This is a genomic window from Megasphaera massiliensis (assembly GCF_000455225.1).
GTDB lineage: Bacteria > Bacillota > Negativicutes > Veillonellales > Megasphaeraceae > Megasphaera > Megasphaera massiliensis.
Genome location: NZ_HF954537.1, coordinates 443,116 through 460,910 on the forward strand (window position 1 = coordinate 443,116; position 17,795 = coordinate 460,910).

Below are 17,795 nucleotides of genomic sequence, written 5' to 3' on the forward strand. Positions count from 1 at the left end.
TTATAATCACGCTCATTTTTCATTCTTATTTTTTTCAGATTCTTTCGCTAACAGGTAATGAAGATATCTCTCCATTTCCTGCTGAATTTCGGGACTAATCTTTTGGCCATAAGCTTTACAGGATTCATACACGTCCGATGCTTTTACATCCTGACCTTTCAGCTGAGTATCGATAACCGCGTCGACGGTTTCCCGACCAAGTGGGGAGAGCTGACGGTATTTATCAAGAAATCTTTCCTCTTGAACCGAGAAATCCCTTCTTTGGATTAATTCTTCGAAGCGTATTCCGTCTTGAGGATGAAGCAGTGCTTCTAATGGGATATTGAAATGCTTTGCAATCTTGCTCAGAATCCGCGGACGAGGGTCATTGCGTCCTTGTTCCCATGATGATACTGCCCCCATGCTGACGCCGCAGATATCGCCCATTTCCTTTTGTGATATCCCGTATCGTTGCCTGATGTATTTAATCTTGTCTCCGATTGTCATGACCGCACCCCTATCGTTATGAACCGTATTATATATAATATTACTATTTATATCTATTTTTTTCAACATGAAGTACAAAATAATATATATTAAGTATAGAAAAATATACTTTAACTATTGTAAAGTATATAAAAGTATGGTAAAGTATAGCTGACAGGAGGTGAGCCTAATGAGGTTATCCTTAGCAGAAGCACGACGGCTGAGAGGAAGACGCCAGAAAGATTTGGCGGATGTCCTAGGGGTAACCATACAAACGTACCGAAAAATGGAACTGAACCCCGAACTAATTAAGATTAAAGATGCACGGATAATTTCCGAGTATCTAGAGATTCCCTTAGAGAATCTTCGATTTACCCTGTGAATACTTTATTATACTTTTAAAAAGGAGTGTATAACATGAAGAACATGAAAAAGATGGTTGGTTTAATCGTATTGGCTATGAGCATGAGTGTTTCCGCATTTGCCGCCGCCCCGGCCTTTGATACGCCGCAGGAATGGTTAGCGGCTATGCAGAAAGAACGGGCTGAACGTATGGCTGAAGACGCCGCGATTCATGGATTCAGTGAAAACCATGATTACTATGCCGCCTCTGCTTTCGATACGCCGCAGGAATGGCTTGCGGCCATGCAGAAAGAACAGGCGGCAGGGTTGGCGGAAGACGCCGCTCTCCGTGGTTACAGCGAAAATCACGATTACACTGCTGTACCGGCCTTTGATACGCCGCAGGAATGGCTCGCGGCACTCAAATAGCTTTTCCATACAATCCTCTCCCAAAGAAAGTCGGAATGTGAAATCACGTTCCGGCTTTCTTTATTTTTATTAAGCCTTATGAAGTCTCAATAAGCCTTAATAAAAAGACAAAATTTCAGCGCCTTCGTGCGACGAGGTTAATCGCCATAACCGCCAGCCGTCAAGGTGATCCTTGCAGGCTCCAGCCTTTGACGGCTGCGTCCATGGCGATTTTTTAATAAGTGCCGAAGGCATTGCCCGAAAAGAAAAAAACATGCTAAAATTAAGGAGAGTGATTCTTATGGAACAACCTGATATCATTAATCTCAATAGACTAAACGATGTATTTTTTAAGGCTTTATTGGGTTCAAAAGAAAGACAGATATTAACACTGAATTTCATTAATTCTATACTTAATAGAAAGGGGAACGACCTTTTTACATCGGTTACTTTTCCAAATAAAGAAATCGTGCCGGCAAGAATTAATGGAAAAAGTTCACTTCTCGATATATTGGTTGAAACCAATGACGGGACGAAAGTGAATATTGAAGTACAAGCTATAATAGACCCTTGTATGACGACCCGATCCCTTTATTATTGGAGTCAGATATATAGTCGAGCGCTTAGTCGGGGAGAATTTTACCAAGAATTGCATCCCGTCATAAGTATCAATTTATTGAATTTTAATAATTTCAATAATGCAGAATACTCACACTCATATCATATTACAAATGATGAAACGCATGAAATACTAACAAATCATTTAGAACTGCATTTCATTGAACTCAAAAAAATTCATATAAAAGATGTTAAACAATTAAAAAAGTCAGACCACTGGATTGTATATTTTTCGCCAAACTGTACTGATAAAGAAAGGAGTGTTTTAGCTATGCATAATTCTATCATCAAAGAAGCAATGGACTATGAAAAAAAATTTTCCTCAAGTAACAAATTAAAATCAGATTATTGGGAATATGAAAAAACAGTGCGAGACATAGCATCAGCCCTCGACTACAAAGAAAAAGAAGGAATGAAAAAAGGCATGGAAGAAGGACTACAAAAGGGATTTGAATTAATTAAAAAATTAAAAGAAGATGGAAGAGAGTCTGAAATTGATAGAGCTTTAGATGATTTTGCCTATCAAGAAAAATTAATGAAAGAATATCATTTGAAATAAAGAAGCTTGAAAGCCTTCGGGATATAGAATCCTGAAGGCTTTTTTGACATTAAAAAGCCTTAATAAAAAGACAAAATTTCGACGCCTTCGTGCGACGAGGTTAATCGCCATAACCGCCAGCCGTCAAGGTGATCCTTACAGGCTCCAGCCTTTGACAACTGGCGGCCATGGCGATTTTTTAGTAGATGCCGAAGGCAGGACTTTCGGAGAAACATACAAGATAAAATTCGCTAACAAAGGAGAGAGAATTATGAATCACATTGATGTAATGGGAAAGATTGCTGAAAACCGTTATAATTTCCATACGAAGAAAAAGGAAGCCCAGTTCTTCCTCGTAACGGCTTTCGGTAAAAAAGCGGAAGTTATTTCGGAACATTTTCATAAGGGGGATAAAATCAAAGTTGGGGGGCATATGGATTTTGTCTCCTTTACCGATGAGAAAGGCGACAAGCATGAGTATTGGAGGATTCTTTTGGAGGACTTTGAATTTTGTGAAAGAAAGAAAAAATCTGACAAAGGTATTTAATTGGCCTATCCGCACACATGTACCTATTGCAGTACATGTGTGCGGATGATATAATAAGTACAGAGGTGATAAAAATGAAAATCATGAGCCAAACTAAAGCAAGAAAAGAGTTTTTCAAGATTGTCAAAGACGTTAATGAAAATAACATTCCTGTTATTGCTACCAATAAGGATTCTATGGATGATGTCGTTATTTTAGGCAAAGCCGATTATGATTCTTTAATGGAAACATTGTATGTATATGGTGTTCCTGGAATGGCAGAAAAATTAAACCGTGCTGAAAAAGAAAAGGGAATCCCATTCACTTCTTTAGAGGATATTCCTGATGTATAAGATTGAATATACAAGGGAATTTCAGAAAGATTTCATGAAAGTAAGGCAGTACCCTGCAATGGTAAAAAAATTAAGAAAATTGATTGATGATTTATATGTTGATCCGTTTCATCATGCTGAAAAATTAAATCCGAAATCGCAGAATCGATATTCAAAGAGAATTAACATCCAACATCGTTTGGTATATAAAGTATACATAGAAACGCAAACAATTAAGCTTTTATCTTGTTGGACACATTATGAGTGAAAATTAAAATTCCTGCTGAATAACATCGTTATTCAGCAGGAATTTTTTAGATGATACTTATAAATCATCTGAAGCTTTAATAAGCCTTAATAAAACCTTATAAACCTTTAAAAGAATGAAAAGGTACTGACTATTTCGCTATAGTGAATCTTAATAGGACCTTTTCGGATTTAAAAAGCCTTAATAAAAAGTCCTCAACTCTCTAGGCCACCTGGGGGCCAAGAGGATAACCGACATGATCGTGACCCGTCAAGGAGCTTCCTTTCAGGACTCCTCCTTTGACAGTTCCCGCTCATGTCGGTTCTGGGATAGACATCCCAGGCAGCAGCCTGGACAACAACGACATATTCAAGGAGGGTTTGGTCATGTTGATACAGGAAAAAATGAAAGAATATGGAGCAAAAGTTTTAACGGATGTTGAACTGATTTCCCTCATTATTGGAAATGTGGGACGAAAAGAAAGTGCCGTAAACGTAGCCGATAAAATTATGAAAAACATGCCACAAGAGAAACTTTATTATTTAGGTGAAACTTGTCCCGAAGATTTAGCTAATGTCAAAGGCATCGGGGAAAAGAGCGCATTAGCCCTTTGTGCCGCCGTCGAACTGGGCAAACGGATGAGCCGGCAATCGGCCAAAAGGACGGCTCTCGATTTCAGCACCCCCGACGCCGTAGCAGGTTATTTGATGGAAGATATGCGCTATCTTCCACAAGAACATTTTGGAGCGGCATATCTATCAACAAAAAACCAGCTCATCGCGTATCGTACCTTAACTGTCGGTACGATAGACGCCAGTCTGGCTAAATCGAGAGAGGTATTCAATTATGCTCTTCGTTACAACGCAGCGGCAGTGATTTTAGTCCATAATCATCCGTCAGGTAATCCGGAACCTAGCAAAAACGATATCCGTGTTACCCAGCGTATCGTCGAAGTCGGACACATCATGGAAATTCCCGTTTTAGACCATATCATCATTGGTGACGGCATTTTTGTAAGTCTTTGTGAGCGGGGAGATATTTAAGGAGGAATAGAAAATGAAACAAAATGAGGCACTCTATATCGACGAATTAAGCACGTTTGACCTCGAACAAATTGTCACGAGATTAGAGGCAACTATGGTCAATGCCGGATATGACGATATCCGGGCAGAGTATGATGAAAATACGAAAAACGTCTGTCTCACAAAATACGGGGGATACTGGACACCGGTAGATAAGCAATGGATATCGACTAATGATGTGATAACGGCAGAAGATTTATTTTCGCTGTTGTTTTACAGGAATTATCAGAACAAGTAAATTGATTCAAAGCACCGCCTTTTAAGGTGGTGCTATTTTTTTGCAGCGAAAAACTCTAGCAGCTGCGCCAGGATCACAAAAGCCTTAATAAAAAGCAATTAATCAGATTGCCTTCGCAATACGAGGTTAACCAACCGCTACGGTAAAATCAAGGAGCTTCCTTTTAGGACTCCTCCAATGATTTTACCGTAGCGGTTGATTTTTTATTCGATGCCGAAGGCAGGACTTTCGGAGAGGCTTACAATCTAAGGTTCGCTGACAAAGGAGAGAAAATTATGGAACAGAAAATGAAAGAAATGATGAAAGAAGAAGCTGACAAAAGAATCAAGATTCTTATTACTCACCCAAACCCCATTAAAGAATTTATTGAAAAGGGAATCCTTAATAAAAGCGAACGGACAACCGGTCGTGTCTACATGGGGGATGGCTCAATTAAAGCCTGCACGGCGGGCGCCTTATATTGGCTCAATGATGAGGAAGTACAGCTTATCAAAAAATTTGAAGAAAAATGGAATATTTTAGTATATCACGTATTACACGAACATTTCGAATTCGGAGAATGTTATGATTTGTTCTATGTCTCTCGTTATGAGGACGAATGGCCTGATGACCGGGAAGATTTAGAAAATAAAAGTCCTTTGGTTTACGTATATAACAAATCCGAACCCGATTTTTCTGAATTTGGATATATCGGGATTCAGCAGGCAGGCGGCGGAATCATCCGTACTGAATGAAGGGAGTGGAGCTTATGAAACTGATTCTGTTAATATTAAGCATCCTTTCTATTATTAATCCCTTTTCGATTTTTGACAGTCCGAAAACTGACGCTGTAGATACCGTAGTATATGAAGTTCAGAAAGGAGATACCTTATGGAATATCGCTAACCAATTCGCAGGAGATGATGTAGATATCAGAAAAGTCATCTACACCATCGAAAAAGACAACGAAATCAATGGCGTTTTAACGCCAGGTCAAAAATTAATGATTAGGAAATAACGAAAGCAGCCTCTGTCATATTGACAGGGGCTGTGAGCTTGAAAAAAAGCCTTAATAAACCTAAAAAAACATTATTTAGATGGAGCTGTTGGCACTACATAAAGCTTTTTGCAGGATTTACATTCCCATTCCTGCTGACCGTTTTCGATTTTTGCGACGGACAGCTCTTTTTTGCATTTCGGGCAATAGTACTTACCGTCTGTAATTAACACGGGATTGTCTAACTGTATAGCTGCTTTCCAACCGTCTTCACAGCTTCTTTCGGGATCTCCGGGCAGAAGTTCGCAAAACTTTTGTAATCCTAAATGTATAGGACAGCACCTTGTGGACACAATCATCTTCCATACATCTGGCATATTAATCTGAATGTATGTCATATGCTGCTTGTTTTGCATTTGTCTCTGCTTATCTTCTTGCTCCTTCTTTTGCTGCTGTTTTTCTGTATCTTCCTGTACCTGTTGCTTATTTTCTGTATCCAAATCCATCCCTCCTTAACGAAGAAGATATACGATGACCAATGCCTGGATGATAAGAATCACCGCAACCACAAAATAATTTATGCCGGGCTGCTTTACGGATGACATTTCAGCTTTAATCATGTCATCCAGCATTTTAAATGTCTTCTTGAATTTAATTTCATATTTTTGAGCTTCTCCAATATAGACATTATGGATCAGTTTGGGCATCGCCGTCATGATTTCCGAAAAATTCTTATTCGTATTTTCAAGCCAATGCGTACACTGACAGATCTGGGAACGAAGTTCTTTCTCTTCTTCCATAAGTCCTTCAATCTTTGCTATATGAGCCTGGATCTTAGCGGAAGCATCCATGATCTGAGGAAGGTCAGCCGTCACCTTTTCAGAAATGGCTTCAAAACGTTTCAACGATTCATCAAACGTCTCAAGGGATTTTTGAAGGGCGTCAATCGGTGCATCAAAGGATGAACGATCCGGGGAGGGCTTTTCTTGTGTCTGTCCCGTATCTGTATCCTTTGACGACTCCTGTATATTTTCTTTGCCGGAAGACTCTTTTTCACTCTTTTCTTCCTTCGCAGATTCATCGGCATGACCTGTTCCGGATTCATTCTCTGACGGAGTATCTGTTTCTGCTGAATCAGACTGTTCCGTTCCTTTATCATCAGACTCCGTATTTACTTCATTATCCGACTCGTCATCCGGGCCGAAAAACGGTTCACTGCTATTTTGTTCTTCTTGATTGATCTTTTTATCTTCTTCATCATCATATAGACCCATAACGCTGCTCCTTTCAAAATATCTAAGAAAGACTATTAAGCCTTATTAAGTACTAAAAAAGCTTAATAGGAATGAACAATTATTGATTGATACTAATAAACACCTGCTTCTTTTTTCGGAGATTTGTTTTCCTTTTTTTTCGGAGAAAGATTCGGTTTACCGTCTTTGTCGCTGAATGTGGAATTACATTTCGGACATTTCCAGAAATAGCCGAATTTTCCTTTCCAACGTTCCAATGGTACGCCGGCATCATGGGGACAAATGGCGACGACAGGTTTCCCGTCAAGGTCGCTGTAATAGACCTTCTTGCCAGTTACCTGTGACTTGCAATCCTCGTTAGAGCAGATCCAAAAATCGAAATTTTTGACTTTGCTGTGACGCCGGACAAGGTGGCCGTCTTTACAGATGGGGCAGGGGACTGCATCTTTTGCAGCCGGAGGTGCCGGATATTTCAAGTTCTCTGCTCTATGTATATTTTCCTCAACCATTTTTATGATGGAAGAAAGGTAGTCCGTCTGATTCCCGTTTCCTTTTGTAATCTCTGAAAGAGACAGCTCCATGACTGCCGTCGTATCAGGCTGCGTCAACGACGGATCGATGATCTTGATGATATTCCGTCCCGTTTCAGTCGGTATCAGCTCTTTTCCTTTCTTTTTGATATACGGTTCGATACGATGACCTTTGCTGTTGGCTGTCATGAGATTGGATATGATCGTATCCCGCGTAGCAGGCGTTCCGATACCGCTGATTTCCTTGAGCTTTTCACGGTGCGGATTATCCGGGGCAACATGACGCCAGATATTCGTCATGGCCGCCAATAATGTACCTTCGGTGAACCGTTTAGGAGGCGTCGTCTTCTTTTGAGCGATTTCATACTGACGGATACTCACTTCATCACCATTGGCCATAGCCGGCAGCACGATATTGTCTTTTTCTTCCTTTTCGTTCGTATCATCATTTACGGCCGTAAATCCCTTATCGAGGGTAATGGTACTCGTGCCTTTGAAGGGAAGCCCGGCAGCTTCGATGACAAAGGATACTTTTTCAAAAACCCAAGGCGTATAGAACTGGAGACAATACCGAGTCGCAATCAATTCATAGATATTACTTTCTTCGACGGTCAGATCCTGCGGCTCGACTCCTGTCGGGATGATAGCGTGATGAGCCATGATCTTGCTGTCGTCCCATGCTTTCGAGGTAACGGAAAGATTGGCCATGACAGCAGCCGGAAGACCGAAATTTTGAAGCATGGGGATGATGGTGCCGGCATCGTCTTTTTGCGACTCCGGAATATAATTGCAGTCGCTCCGGGGATAAGAAACTAATTTTGCTTCATAGAGCTTTTGTACTGTGTCGAGTACGGTTTTTGGCGAATAGTCGTATCGCTTGTTGGCCAAGACTTGAAGCGTATCAAGGGAGTGGGGGAGCGACGGTTTTCGGCTCCCTTTTTTCTTTTCTATCGAACGGACAGCTGCTTTGGCATTCCGTAGTTTTTCCTTTAGAGCTTCAAGCAGATTCTTATCAAGGACTCGTCCTTCTTCGTCGGTCGGAAATTGATCGTCCGGCTGAAACGTCGCCTTAAAGGGGATATTATCTTTCAGGAAACTTCCGACGAGTTCATAGAACTCTTTACTGTGAAAATTGCTTATTTCGTCCTCTCTGCGGACGACAAGGGCAAGGGTAGGGATAAGTACCCTGCCGACACGGAAAATAGCGTTATAGCCCTGCCTGCGAGCATTATTGGTGTAGGCACGGGTGAGATTGATACCCACAAGCCAGTCAGCACGCTCACGGGCAAGTCCGGCTTCATACAGCGGTGCATATTTTTCATTTTCCTCGATAGCATCGAAAGCACGTTTCATACTTACATCGTCTTTGGCATTTATGAGGAGTCTCTTGACCGTTCCTGTATATTTGTAATATTTTAATATTTCATCAATGAGCAGCTGACCTTCCCGATCGGGATCTCCGGCATGAATGACCGTACCTGCTTTTTTGAGCAAACCACCCAGGCCCTGCAGCAGATCCTTCTTATCGGCGGAAGGCAGGAGTATCCAATCTTTCGGAAAAATCCCGTAGTGATTCCAGCTCTTGTAGGACGGATCATATTCCTCCGGCATGGCCTGGCGAAGGATATGGCCGGCAGCCCAGGCGACGACGGTATCACCCTTATGAATATAGGTCTTTTCTCGTTTCGCACTGCCGTCAGGCCATAAATAAGCGGCAATAGCCTTGCCTATATCGGGTTTTTCGGCAATATACAAAGTAATCATAGCACAACACTTCCTTTTTTATTTTATTTGTGATAATATAACAGTGAAGATATTTTATTTGAAATAAGAATTAATAGTACCTATAAGGAGTTACATAATGAATGAAGCAAAAAAAACAGAAACGATAGGGACAAGGTTCCGTGTCATCCGAAAAGCGAAAAAGATGAATCAATGTGAATTTGCACAGGAACTTGGCATAAGCCAGGCGTACCTGTCAAGTATTGAAACCGATAGGCGTATGCCGAAGCTTGAAATCGTAAAGAGACTGGCTGCTTTCGGCTATCCTTTGGAATGGATCATGGAAGGGACTCAGACGCCCGAAAAGGAACAGGAAATGTCTCGTGCCCAACGCCGGCAGGATATCGAATACATAACGGCGGCGACAGATGAAATGGATGACAGAGAGGTTCACTTTGTCCGAGAATGGATATCCCTGTACTTGCAGTCGAAGAAAGGATATAATGAGGAGGAGAGATAATGATAATTACAGTTGCTCATCAAAAAGGCGGCACCGGAAAAAGTACGATAGCGACCAATCTGGCAGTTGATTTGAAGGCAAGCCTGCTTGATCTTGACAAGCAGCACAGCTCCATCATCTTCAACTACAAACGTACCCGGAATAGTGGAATGGAACCCCTTGATTGTTACAGCATCGAAGAAAGTCAATGCCGGTTTGACGGGCAGCGGCCCGTGCCGGAAGAGAAACTAGATGAATTTTTAGGATTATTTAAAGATGATCCGGAAAATAATCTGGTCATCGATGTGGGCGGCTTCGACTCCATGCTAAACCGAAAAGCACTCTTTTCGGAGATTACCTCTTAACGCCCTGCGCTCCGTCAGGAACGGAAATCTACGGCCTGCAAATGTTCGAAGAAATCTTGCAGGACGCCGAAGATATCGGCGGCATACATCTTATGACACATGTACTAATCAACAATGCGGATAAAAGAAGCCCGAAACGTATTGCAGAAATGCAGGAATATGTAGCCGGAAAACCTTATCATTTACAACTGTGCCATACCGTGATCGGACAGCGGAACGCCTTTCGGACTGCCTATGAAAGCGGGAAATCCGTTACGGAACTCTGCCGGGAAGCAAAGTCCAAAAAGGCCAAACGAACTTATTTGCACAGTGCCGAAGAAATGACGGAACTATGCAGGGAAATACGTCAAGCACTTGGTAAGGGGGAATAGAAGATGAGCTACATCGAAGATTTACCGAAAAAGAAAATTCAGGATTTTTTTGCAGACGGCGATCCCGAAAAAACGAAAAAGAATACGGCTGCGACGCGAAAAGAACGGATTCCGGCCGCTAAGCAAAACAAACAGAAAGTAGTTACTTATCTCGATGAAGAAACGTACCGCTATTTTAAACGGTATTGTGAGGAAAGGGATATGAAACCCAGTCTAGTTGTGCGGCATCTGATAAAAGATTGTCTGAATAAGCCGCTCTAAGAAAGGAGAATGACGATGAAACCGATGAGGTACTGTCTGATTGCCCTGCTATCTTTGTGTATGCTGCTCTTAGCCGGGTGCGGAGAAAAGGAAAGTTTTGATAAGGCTCATGCCGAAGTCATAAAGCTTTCCGATCAAGCACAAGCCATTGAAAGAAATAAGGATCTTAAAATTCGTGATAACGATGATTTCACGGCTAATAAAGAAGATGTCAAAGCCGTCGAGGACGATATCGCTGAAACCGAAAAGAAGCATCAAGCGGTAATGGATCAAATCAATGCCAAACTCGATGAAATGCAGGGCTATGCTGATAAGGAAGCCTCGTTAGCCCCGCAGTTAGCTCGTATCCGCCAGGAAGTCAAAATGAAAAATGATCAATGGCAGGCTGGCATTAATGAAATAAAAGCCATTACGAAAATGCAGAAAGAATCTGTCGGTAAAGCTCCAATTTATGACCCATTTAAGGGGCATCTGAATTTCGACGTTTAACAGAAAAGAATAAGCAACTGCCATACATGGCGTATGGCAGTTATTTTTTTACTTATTCCCCAAGTCCCTTGTAGACAGAAAACCGAAACTTTTGGCAGACGCTTTTTCATAGGCGGAATCCTCATATGGATCATACTCGTAGAACATCCCCAGTTGAGTGATTTCTCGTTCGAGACGTTCCTGAGCATATTCCTGTTCATCTGCCTCTATCTGACGGATAACATCTGCTGCAATCATACGTGTTTCGTCATTTTCGTTAATGGCCGCCAGGGAAGAAAGGGCTGCTGATTGTTGAATCGTTCCTACGATACCGCTGGTATCCGTACTAAGGATATCGGCTGCTGTCTCAAGACGCTTGCCGGAAAGCCCTGCCGTATATTGATATCGTTGCAGGGCATCCTGATTTGCGTACATAGTTTCTGTCAGCCGTTCCTTCTGAAAGTAATTGGACTCAGACGGTTTTATAATCTGATCGTCCGTTGCCGGCGTCCTGAATATACTGTCCGAGAGCAATGCCAAAGGATTGAAAATAAGGCTTCTGCCGTCCAAGGTTTTGCTGTAATCATCAATAGCAGCTGAAATCCGATCCTCAAGCCCTTTAATGCCGGAGTTCAGAAGGATTTTATTTTTCAGTTGTTCAATCCGCGACTGATATTCTGCGATTTTTTGTGCTGTCACACGAATGCTGTCTTGCAGTCGCTGTGAATCAATGACGTGATCTCCGGGCACCAAAGGACGCCAGGCGGCGAATGACGATGAAATACCCGAAAAGAGGGTAAAAACGATAATCGCACTTACGATGCGAGCTGATTTTTTGTTCATGGAATCACCTCTTTCAGAGCAGACGATAAAGGAATTGGTCAATGGCATCGTAGTTGATGAGAAGCACCACTTTCTTCCTTACGGACGCCAGCGGCAGCGGGCCGAAATATCTGGAATCCAAGGAATAGAGAGGATCATTCAAACAAAGGATCTGTCCCTCCGGAACTGAATACTGCCCTTGAGATAATTGTGGAAGCCAGGGCTTATGATAGATGGGGTAGGTATTCCCGTTCCGATCCGTCTCTAAAAAATCATGTTTTACGGTGTAGGTGTCGCCTTGAAAAGCAGCGATCCGTTTAAGGAGCGGGAAATCTTTTTGAATATGAATCGCCGGGACAGCCATGGGAGCCGGCACAATCACATAATCCCCGTAAGAAAGATGCTGATTCGGGGAAACGACATAAATCCCACGAGGAGCCGATGCTGTATCATTGGTGTAGATGAGAGGTCCGAACAAGGCGTTAACGAGAAACAATATGGCTATGAAAAGGATTGTCGTGATAACAGCCCATTGATAATGGCCAATCGTGAAATTATTTAATTTCAATGGAGCCTCCGATCTGCTGCATAATGGTCTTCGGGACTCTGAGTGTTAACCATACCAATCCCAGAAGAGCAAGACACATGCGGATATATTTCGACAGCTGTTCTGACGTAATCGAGCTGTGAGCTACATAAGAACCGACGACCTGGCCTTTGACACCGTTAATGTATTCTATAGCAAAACTGGGGAGTGGCTGGCCGGCAGTGATATTACCCGGCCCGCCATTATAGGCACCCAGGGCATAATCCCAATCACCATAAATGTCGTACATCTGTTTTAGGTATTTTGCCGAAGCTTCAAGATTTTCTTGTGGATCAAAGGGATTCGCACAGCCAAGTTCAGCAGCCGTTTCCGGCATCAGCTGGCCTAGACCCTGAGCACCAACGTAACTTACTGCATAGGGATTCCAAGAACTTTCGTATTGGATGAGGCCCTTGAAAAGATTAGCCGGTATTTCGTATTTCTGAGCGGCTTCTTCTGCCCAGATGACGTATTGAGCAGGCCCCGTAACGGCTTGTCCCGTACCTTGCTGACTCACACCGGGAGTTTCCTGTGTAAAGATATCGCCCGGTTTAGAATCCTTTATACAAGTGACGCAAAGCCCTATCATTATCGATACAATAAGCAGTTTCAGTGTCGCGGATAAAAGGTGTCCGACTGTATCCTCTGCAATGAATTTGGAAAAATGCCAAACTCCGAAAGGAACCGTTACGATGCTGAGTGCTGCTGAAATATAGAACTCGATGTAGACCATCGTTACATAGAGAGCCAAGAAAATGAACGCAGCGATGATTAAAAAAGTAAAGAAATAAAGAGTGAAGATTGTTCCAAGATTATGCATGAACTCAAGACTCGTAAAGCTTGCCGTCTTGTTCATCGCAGGTGTAATCAGTCGGATACCGTGCTGCAAAAGAAGTTCCGGCTGAGACATATTAGTTGCAATAGTATCCAAATTGTTGCTGTATGTCCCGGAAGCCGATTTGACGATATCGAGTAAAAAGTTATCCGTAAATTTATCCCAGCAGGCGATAATACCGAATATACCGGCATATTTCATGATTTTGCGGATCAGCGTTTCTTTTGATACGGTCATGAACATGAGAATCGGCAAGACGAGATCGATGATGCACAGAGCTGTTAGCAGGGATACGGCTAATTTATGCACGAATGTAAATGCCTGATTAGCCCATGTTGCAAACTGCTCTATATTTTTGCTGAAATCTCCGCCTATTTCAGACATCGCGGCAGCTCCCCAAGGGATTCCGACGTTATCGGAACCATAGGGGCTAAGTCCCGGAAAACCACCCGGTAAACCGCTGACATCTGCACCTAAATTCACACCCAGCATAACCAGATACGGAACGGGATCGACCTGGCCTGCAAAGGGATCGTAGCCAAAGGGATGATATTCGGCGTGAAGATGCTCTCCGGAAGAGAAATTGCGTCTCCCTGTTTCATCTTCATAATCAAAGGCTCCGCCAATGTAGCCAATGATATCTCCTTCTTTGACATTTCCGCGAGCACACATTTCAGAAGCACTGGAAAGGTCACCGAAAAGCCATGTTTCACCTGTTGCTGTATTGGTAATCGTGACCCAGTACCCATATCCACCGTTTGGAGCGCCTTCACAAACTCCGTCCCAAGGTGCGACAACAGGTGTCCCCATAGGTACGCCTATGTCGACGCCCTTATGTAATGTACCGTCACGCGGACCATAAGGACTTGTAATAGGGCCGCCTGCAATGGGAGGGGCCGCAAGGATCGTAAGACTAAAGGTCAAGGCCAATACCATGACGAGACAGATAATTCGCAGTATCTGTTTCATATTGTATCGCCTCACTTTTTATCATTTGATTTCGGCGCAGAGCCTGAACTTGACGGACGAGGGCCGGCTGACTTATCCGGCATATTTGGTGTATAACCTTCCTTGAAATAGGCATCCGATTGGATATTACGCCAGGACTTAGAGTGTTCCAAGGCGTTTTGAGCACCTTTTTCCATGTTGCCGCTGAGATATTTTCCCATTCGCTGACGGAACAATTCACGGGCAAATTCGCTTTTTATGGATCGGCCTGAACCTTCCGTTTGGAAAGGTGGGTGATTTCCGTTATAGAGTGTACCACCCTGAGCGCGGGTACGGGCTGTATTAAGCGTCCCCATGAAATTACCGAAAGCCTGCAGGCCCTTACTGGCAACGGCACCCGGTGCAGATATGGCAGCAGATACAGCTGTACCTGTAGCTTGCCTTCCCATGTTTCCCATAGACTGCATGGGGGCATCAAGAGACGGTTGTCCCTGCATCATCATAGCCGCCATGTTCGGTACTTTCCAAACAAGATAGCCCAGAACCAGATAGCTGAGAGCATATTTTAGCATGACAGCGAACGTAAGGGCATCGTCTGGAATTGCATCTACTTTGCCTACAATAGTTTGTACCAAACCGATGAGAAAATACATGACCATCAATTTGACGCCGAAGGAGAATACCGCCGAAATACACCGCTGACAAAGAAAATTGGTGTATCGGATAGCACCGAAGGGCATTAAAATGACGGCGATACTGGCGAATATATTGAACTCGATTTTTGTGATGAGAATTTGAAGGGCCATGACGAAAAACGAGAAGAGTACAAGGCCGATGGTGATAATATACATCAGTGCCTTGCCAATATTGCCAAAACCAACCGTAGAAAGTCCATTAAATAATGTCGCACAAACATCAAATCCGTTATCTACCAGTTTAGTCGGCTGAATAACTTCACCATTGACCGGGACGTTCGCAGCGGTAAGACCGGCATATTGGAATGACACCATAATGGCGTTATTGATATCATTCCAATGTAAAATGATAAAGAGAAAGGCACCTAATTTCATGACTTTGGAAACCATCTGGCTCATCTTTACTTCTCCGTCATATAAAGCCCAGGTGGAACAAAGGTCGATGATTGCAAGAACACATACTAAAGCTTTGGCGTGGGGAATAAGGTTAAGCATACCGATAATACTGGCATCCTGGAAAAATCTAAGTATATCGTTAAAGATACTCACACTGCCAAAATCCATAATGAACACCTCCGATTACCATTCAAAGTTAAGGTGGCCTTTGAACGGATTGTAAATCGGCGCAAACCCAGGCGTAGGATTGTTCCGCATTTCTTCAATGGCTGCAAGTTCCGCTCTGCCTTGAGCTTCTTGCAAATCTAACGTATTCTTTTTGTCCTGTGCATCAGCCTGGGCTTTTAACGCCTGCTGCTGACCCTGAAGCCCCTGAATGATGATTTTGATATTCTGCGCTCGCAGCTGAAGGGCAGCAATATGATTGGCCGCCTGTTGAGCCTGCATTGCACCTTCTGCATTCGCACTGTCTTCTTCGGCCTGGCGAATTTCATTGTTGATTCCATTGAGTTCGCCCATAAGCTGCTGAATGGCCGATAAGGTATCAGAATTGTTTCGCATGAGGGTAGACAAAGCCATTAAACGGGCCGTCCGGGCTGAACCAAGTGTCTCCGGCAAATCATTTCCGATGATTCCGGGGATATTTTTAGAAAAATAATCGTCGACCGAATTGACGGGAACGCCGTCATCTGAAACAATGCCCGTCGTCCCGGTAATGACTGTTCCGTTTTTAGATAAAATGCCTTGAATCTTATCCCAGCTGTTAACAAGACTTGTCTTATAACCGTCTAAGATAGATGAGGGCAGCTTTTTCAATTCTTTCAGCTGCAGGTCGATCTGTTCCCTTACATTTCTGACGATATTGACCGTTTCTTGATAAGTCTTGAGCTGCTGAGAGATATTTTCCAAGTCGATGACTGGAATCGCCGCCTGGGCAGGGGGAGCTGCGCAGCCGCTGCTGAGGATGATGACACATAACATGATGAGTGCTTTCTTTCTCATAATATCGGCTCCTTTCTTGTCAATTAGAATAAGCTGTACACAACGGTACATTCCAATGCCTTGCAACGAATTGCAAGGCATCAGAATATATCGGCGTATATTCTAGGAGAAGCAGAGATGAAGTCTACTTTGCGGCTTCTATGCATCACCTCCTAAAGCCGCAAAATAGCCCTCTCTTATTTATTTCTGATTCGCTTTGATCTGAGCAAGTTCGGAACTGTATTCGTTCAAGGTGTTCTGATCGACATGAGCACCTTTTTTAATAGCTTCAAACAGCATCTGTGCATATTCATAGCGAGTCATGGCCTGGTCGCCGTGGAATTTGCCGTCAGGATAGCCTTTGAGGGAGCCGTTGCCATGGAGCGTATCAACGGCATCTTTTGCCCAGTGATCTTCGGGAACGTCGGGGAAGGCAGCCTTTTTACTCATATCAATCAGATTAAGGACTTGATTCATCTTAGCTTTCATAGCTGCTAATTCATCAGCCATAGCTTTCATGATTTTCCGATCTTCCTTGATCTGCCGTGTGAGAGCCGTGCGGCTCATCGTATTCGTGCCGGACGGGCCGAGTTTGAAGGAAACGCCGGCACTCAGCATGGGATCACCGTTGCCCATCGTTCCGGATAAGCTGACGGTCGTATCTTCGTTCGGATGATAGAATACACCGATAGCTCCGGCATTAGCACCTTTATAATGGCCGTAGCCTGCGGCAAAATCGAGCTTGTTGTCGGGATCATATTCGCCCGGATGAAGGCCGGCAAGGGCAGCTGCACCGGCACCGACACGTTCGATTTTGTTCGTCAAATCGACTCTGGTGTTGTAGAGCTGACCGCCGTTAATGGCATCCGTACTGCCAGGCAGAATAGCACCGTCAGCCACATTCCTGATCCGGAAGTCGTTAGCATTAATGCCCTGACTGTCGATATAGTTATAGCCATGAACGTAGAGGTCGCCGTCGATATAAGCATTTCCGCCGACTCCGAGATTCTTTTTGATGAGTGCATTACTGCCCATGGAAACGTCGCCTTTTAAGTCGGATGTACCTTCAACGGTAAGATTTTTGCCGATATGGCTATTGCCTTTTACGTCTGTATTTGCGTTAAAAACAGCATTTCCTGTTGTTTCAAGCGTTCCGTCAATGACCGTATCTTTCAGATTTGTGGTGCCGGAAACGGAAAGGTCTTTATCGATGCTGGCATTGCCCTTCATGGCAACGTCGCCGTTGAGGGTAGACGTACCGTCAACCGTAAGATCCTTGCCGATATGACCA

At 43.3% G+C, this 17,795-nt stretch carries 25 protein-coding genes; 15 read left to right on the top strand and 10 right to left on the bottom strand.

The window, feature by feature from the left end; genetic code table 11:
* Nucleotides 1-12: 12 nt before the first annotated feature.
* On the bottom strand, nucleotides 13-486 hold the full coding sequence (locus tag TX77_RS05440) for a helix-turn-helix domain-containing protein (RefSeq protein ID WP_044503787.1): 474 nt from the start codon (nucleotides 484-486) through the stop codon (nucleotides 13-15).
* A gap of 169 nt (nucleotides 487-655) precedes the next feature.
* Between TX77_RS05440 and TX77_RS05445 the strand changes: the two genes are divergently transcribed.
* From TX77_RS05445 to TX77_RS05490, 10 genes are all read left to right on the top strand, one after another.
* Nucleotides 656-847, top strand: coding sequence for a helix-turn-helix transcriptional regulator (locus TX77_RS05445; protein WP_044503788.1), 192 nt, complete (start codon nucleotides 656-658; stop codon nucleotides 845-847).
* Between the two features lie 35 nt (nucleotides 848-882).
* Nucleotides 883-1,236: a hypothetical protein gene (locus TX77_RS13835; RefSeq protein ID WP_071822333.1), complete on the top strand. Its 354-nt coding sequence runs from the start codon at nucleotides 883-885 to the stop codon at nucleotides 1,234-1,236.
* Nucleotides 1,237-1,516: 280 nt separating this feature from the next.
* Nucleotides 1,517-2,392, top strand: a complete 876-nt coding sequence (locus TX77_RS05455) for an Rpn family recombination-promoting nuclease/putative transposase (protein ID WP_044503789.1) — start codon at nucleotides 1,517-1,519, stop codon at nucleotides 2,390-2,392.
* A 250-nt stretch (nucleotides 2,393-2,642) separates the two neighbouring features.
* Nucleotides 2,643-2,918: a single-stranded DNA-binding protein gene (locus tag TX77_RS05460; protein WP_044503790.1), complete on the top strand. Its 276-nt coding sequence runs from the start codon at nucleotides 2,643-2,645 to the stop codon at nucleotides 2,916-2,918.
* A 74-nt stretch (nucleotides 2,919-2,992) separates the two neighbouring features.
* Nucleotides 2,993-3,250 (top strand): type II toxin-antitoxin system Phd/YefM family antitoxin, encoded by a 258-nt coding sequence (locus tag TX77_RS13215; RefSeq protein ID WP_071822335.1) that lies wholly within the window; start codon nucleotides 2,993-2,995, stop codon nucleotides 3,248-3,250.
* Nucleotides 3,243-3,497, top strand: a complete 255-nt coding sequence (locus TX77_RS14325) for a Txe/YoeB family addiction module toxin (RefSeq protein ID WP_044503791.1) — start codon at nucleotides 3,243-3,245, stop codon at nucleotides 3,495-3,497. The genes TX77_RS13215 and TX77_RS14325 overlap by 8 nt, the downstream gene beginning before the upstream one ends.
* Nucleotides 3,498-3,862: 365 nt before the next feature.
* Nucleotides 3,863-4,519: a RadC family protein gene (radC, locus tag TX77_RS05475; protein WP_044503792.1), complete on the top strand. Its 657-nt coding sequence runs from the start codon at nucleotides 3,863-3,865 to the stop codon at nucleotides 4,517-4,519.
* A 13-nt stretch (nucleotides 4,520-4,532) separates the two neighbouring features.
* Entirely contained in the window at nucleotides 4,533-4,796 is a 264-nt protein-coding gene (locus tag TX77_RS05480; protein WP_044503793.1) for a hypothetical protein, read from the top strand.
* Nucleotides 4,797-5,071: 275 nt separating this feature from the next.
* Nucleotides 5,072-5,530, top strand: a complete 459-nt coding sequence (locus TX77_RS05485; RefSeq protein WP_230198056.1) for a hypothetical protein — start codon at nucleotides 5,072-5,074, stop codon at nucleotides 5,528-5,530.
* A 14-nt stretch (nucleotides 5,531-5,544) separates the two neighbouring features.
* A complete protein-coding gene (locus tag TX77_RS05490) occupies nucleotides 5,545-5,793 on the top strand; it encodes a LysM peptidoglycan-binding domain-containing protein (RefSeq protein ID WP_195891167.1) in 249 nt (82 codons plus the stop codon).
* 71 nt (nucleotides 5,794-5,864) lie between these two features.
* Here the strand turns inward: TX77_RS05490 and TX77_RS05495 are convergent, their stop codons facing one another.
* The 3 genes from TX77_RS05495 to TX77_RS05505 form a co-directional block, all read right to left on the bottom strand.
* Entirely contained in the window at nucleotides 5,865-6,272 is a 408-nt protein-coding gene (locus TX77_RS05495; protein WP_230198057.1) for a hypothetical protein, read from the bottom strand.
* A gap of 12 nt (nucleotides 6,273-6,284) precedes the next feature.
* The gene (locus TX77_RS05500; protein ID WP_044503796.1) at nucleotides 6,285-7,046 is read right to left on the bottom strand and encodes a hypothetical protein; all 762 of its coding nucleotides are present in this window, start codon (nucleotides 7,044-7,046) and stop codon (nucleotides 6,285-6,287) included.
* 92 nt (nucleotides 7,047-7,138) lie between these two features.
* Complete coding sequence (locus TX77_RS05505; RefSeq protein ID WP_049917304.1) at nucleotides 7,139-9,319, bottom strand: DNA topoisomerase 3; 2,181 nt, start codon at nucleotides 9,317-9,319, stop codon at nucleotides 7,139-7,141.
* Nucleotides 9,320-9,416: 97 nt separating this feature from the next.
* Between TX77_RS05505 and TX77_RS05510 the strand changes: the two genes are divergently transcribed.
* From TX77_RS05510 to TX77_RS05525, 5 genes are read left to right on the top strand one after another with little or no spacing between them, the layout of a single operon-like run.
* Nucleotides 9,417-9,797, top strand: coding sequence for a helix-turn-helix domain-containing protein (locus TX77_RS05510; RefSeq protein WP_044503797.1), 381 nt, complete (start codon nucleotides 9,417-9,419; stop codon nucleotides 9,795-9,797).
* Nucleotides 9,797-10,141, top strand: a complete 345-nt coding sequence (locus tag TX77_RS14075) for a nucleotide-binding protein (protein ID WP_230198058.1) — start codon at nucleotides 9,797-9,799, stop codon at nucleotides 10,139-10,141. Before TX77_RS05510 ends, TX77_RS14075 begins: the two co-directional genes overlap by 1 nt.
* Nucleotides 10,142-10,182: 41 nt before the next feature.
* The gene (locus TX77_RS14080) at nucleotides 10,183-10,512 is read left to right on the top strand and encodes a hypothetical protein (RefSeq protein WP_230198059.1); all 330 of its coding nucleotides are present in this window, start codon (nucleotides 10,183-10,185) and stop codon (nucleotides 10,510-10,512) included.
* A 3-nt stretch (nucleotides 10,513-10,515) separates the two neighbouring features.
* A complete protein-coding gene (locus tag TX77_RS05520; protein ID WP_044503798.1) occupies nucleotides 10,516-10,773 on the top strand; it encodes a hypothetical protein in 258 nt (85 codons plus the stop codon).
* Nucleotides 10,774-10,788: 15 nt separating this feature from the next.
* Complete coding sequence (locus TX77_RS05525; RefSeq protein ID WP_044503799.1) at nucleotides 10,789-11,262, top strand: hypothetical protein; 474 nt, start codon at nucleotides 10,789-10,791, stop codon at nucleotides 11,260-11,262.
* Nucleotides 11,263-11,310: 48 nt separating this feature from the next.
* Here the strand turns inward: TX77_RS05525 and TX77_RS05530 are convergent, their stop codons facing one another.
* The 6 genes from TX77_RS05530 to TX77_RS05555 all read right to left on the bottom strand — a co-directional run.
* A complete protein-coding gene (locus TX77_RS05530; protein WP_044503800.1) occupies nucleotides 11,311-12,084 on the bottom strand; it encodes a hypothetical protein in 774 nt (257 codons plus the stop codon).
* Nucleotides 12,085-12,097: 13 nt separating this feature from the next.
* Entirely contained in the window at nucleotides 12,098-12,631 is a 534-nt protein-coding gene (locus tag TX77_RS05535; protein WP_044503801.1) for a S26 family signal peptidase, read from the bottom strand.
* Nucleotides 12,618-14,453, bottom strand: coding sequence for a transglycosylase SLT domain-containing protein (locus TX77_RS05540; protein ID WP_044503802.1), 1,836 nt, complete (start codon nucleotides 14,451-14,453; stop codon nucleotides 12,618-12,620). The genes TX77_RS05535 and TX77_RS05540 overlap by 14 nt, the downstream gene beginning before the upstream one ends.
* An 11-nt stretch (nucleotides 14,454-14,464) precedes the next feature.
* Complete coding sequence (locus TX77_RS05545; protein WP_044503803.1) at nucleotides 14,465-15,691, bottom strand: type IV secretion system protein; 1,227 nt, start codon at nucleotides 15,689-15,691, stop codon at nucleotides 14,465-14,467.
* A 15-nt stretch (nucleotides 15,692-15,706) separates the two neighbouring features.
* Nucleotides 15,707-16,525 (bottom strand): TrbJ/VirB5 family protein, encoded by an 819-nt coding sequence (locus TX77_RS05550; protein ID WP_044503804.1) that lies wholly within the window; start codon nucleotides 16,523-16,525, stop codon nucleotides 15,707-15,709.
* 180 nt (nucleotides 16,526-16,705) lie between these two features.
* Nucleotides 16,706-17,795: YadA-like family protein (locus TX77_RS05555; protein ID WP_195891168.1), on the bottom strand; the 1,090-nt coding region annotated here is incomplete at its 5' end.

What these genes read in the sequence shown, in the direction of transcription:
- TX77_RS05460 (WP_044503790.1), top strand. Translation starts at nt 2,643, where the DNA reads ATGAATCACATTGATGTAATGGGAAAGATTGCTGAAAACCGTTATAAT.
- TX77_RS14325 (WP_044503791.1), top strand. Translation starts at nt 3,243, where the DNA reads ATGTATAAGATTGAATATACAAGGGAATTTCAGAAAGATTTCATGAAA.
- TX77_RS05445 (WP_044503788.1), top strand. Translation starts at nt 656, where the DNA reads ATGAGGTTATCCTTAGCAGAAGCACGACGGCTGAGAGGAAGACGCCAG.
- TX77_RS14080 (WP_230198059.1), top strand. Translation starts at nt 10,183, where the DNA reads ATGTTCGAAGAAATCTTGCAGGACGCCGAAGATATCGGCGGCATACAT.
- TX77_RS05550 (WP_044503804.1), bottom strand. Translation starts at nt 16,525, where the DNA reads ATGAGAAAGAAAGCACTCATCATGTTATGTGTCATCATCCTCAGCAGC.
- TX77_RS05525 (WP_044503799.1), top strand. Translation starts at nt 10,789, where the DNA reads ATGAAACCGATGAGGTACTGTCTGATTGCCCTGCTATCTTTGTGTATG.
- TX77_RS05510 (WP_044503797.1), top strand. Translation starts at nt 9,417, where the DNA reads ATGAATGAAGCAAAAAAAACAGAAACGATAGGGACAAGGTTCCGTGTC.
- TX77_RS14075 (WP_230198058.1), top strand. Translation starts at nt 9,797, where the DNA reads ATGATAATTACAGTTGCTCATCAAAAAGGCGGCACCGGAAAAAGTACG.
- TX77_RS05500 (WP_044503796.1), bottom strand. Translation starts at nt 7,046, where the DNA reads ATGGGTCTATATGATGATGAAGAAGATAAAAAGATCAATCAAGAAGAA.
- TX77_RS05520 (WP_044503798.1), top strand. Translation starts at nt 10,516, where the DNA reads ATGAGCTACATCGAAGATTTACCGAAAAAGAAAATTCAGGATTTTTTT.
- TX77_RS05455 (WP_044503789.1), top strand. Translation starts at nt 1,517, where the DNA reads ATGGAACAACCTGATATCATTAATCTCAATAGACTAAACGATGTATTT.
- TX77_RS05505 (WP_049917304.1), bottom strand. Translation starts at nt 9,319, where the DNA reads ATGATTACTTTGTATATTGCCGAAAAACCCGATATAGGCAAGGCTATT.
- TX77_RS05530 (WP_044503800.1), bottom strand. Translation starts at nt 12,084, where the DNA reads ATGAACAAAAAATCAGCTCGCATCGTAAGTGCGATTATCGTTTTTACC.
- TX77_RS13215 (WP_071822335.1), top strand. Translation starts at nt 2,993, where the DNA reads ATGAAAATCATGAGCCAAACTAAAGCAAGAAAAGAGTTTTTCAAGATT.
- TX77_RS05480 (WP_044503793.1), top strand. Translation starts at nt 4,533, where the DNA reads ATGAAACAAAATGAGGCACTCTATATCGACGAATTAAGCACGTTTGAC.
- TX77_RS05545 (WP_044503803.1), bottom strand. Translation starts at nt 15,691, where the DNA reads ATGGATTTTGGCAGTGTGAGTATCTTTAACGATATACTTAGATTTTTC.
- radC (WP_044503792.1), top strand. Translation starts at nt 3,863, where the DNA reads ATGTTGATACAGGAAAAAATGAAAGAATATGGAGCAAAAGTTTTAACG.
- TX77_RS05490 (WP_195891167.1), top strand. Translation starts at nt 5,545, where the DNA reads ATGAAACTGATTCTGTTAATATTAAGCATCCTTTCTATTATTAATCCC.
- TX77_RS13835 (WP_071822333.1), top strand. Translation starts at nt 883, where the DNA reads ATGAAGAACATGAAAAAGATGGTTGGTTTAATCGTATTGGCTATGAGC.
- TX77_RS05485 (WP_230198056.1), top strand. Translation starts at nt 5,072, where the DNA reads ATGGAACAGAAAATGAAAGAAATGATGAAAGAAGAAGCTGACAAAAGA.
- TX77_RS05540 (WP_044503802.1), bottom strand. Translation starts at nt 14,453, where the DNA reads ATGAAACAGATACTGCGAATTATCTGTCTCGTCATGGTATTGGCCTTG.
- TX77_RS05440 (WP_044503787.1), bottom strand. Translation starts at nt 486, where the DNA reads ATGACAATCGGAGACAAGATTAAATACATCAGGCAACGATACGGGATA.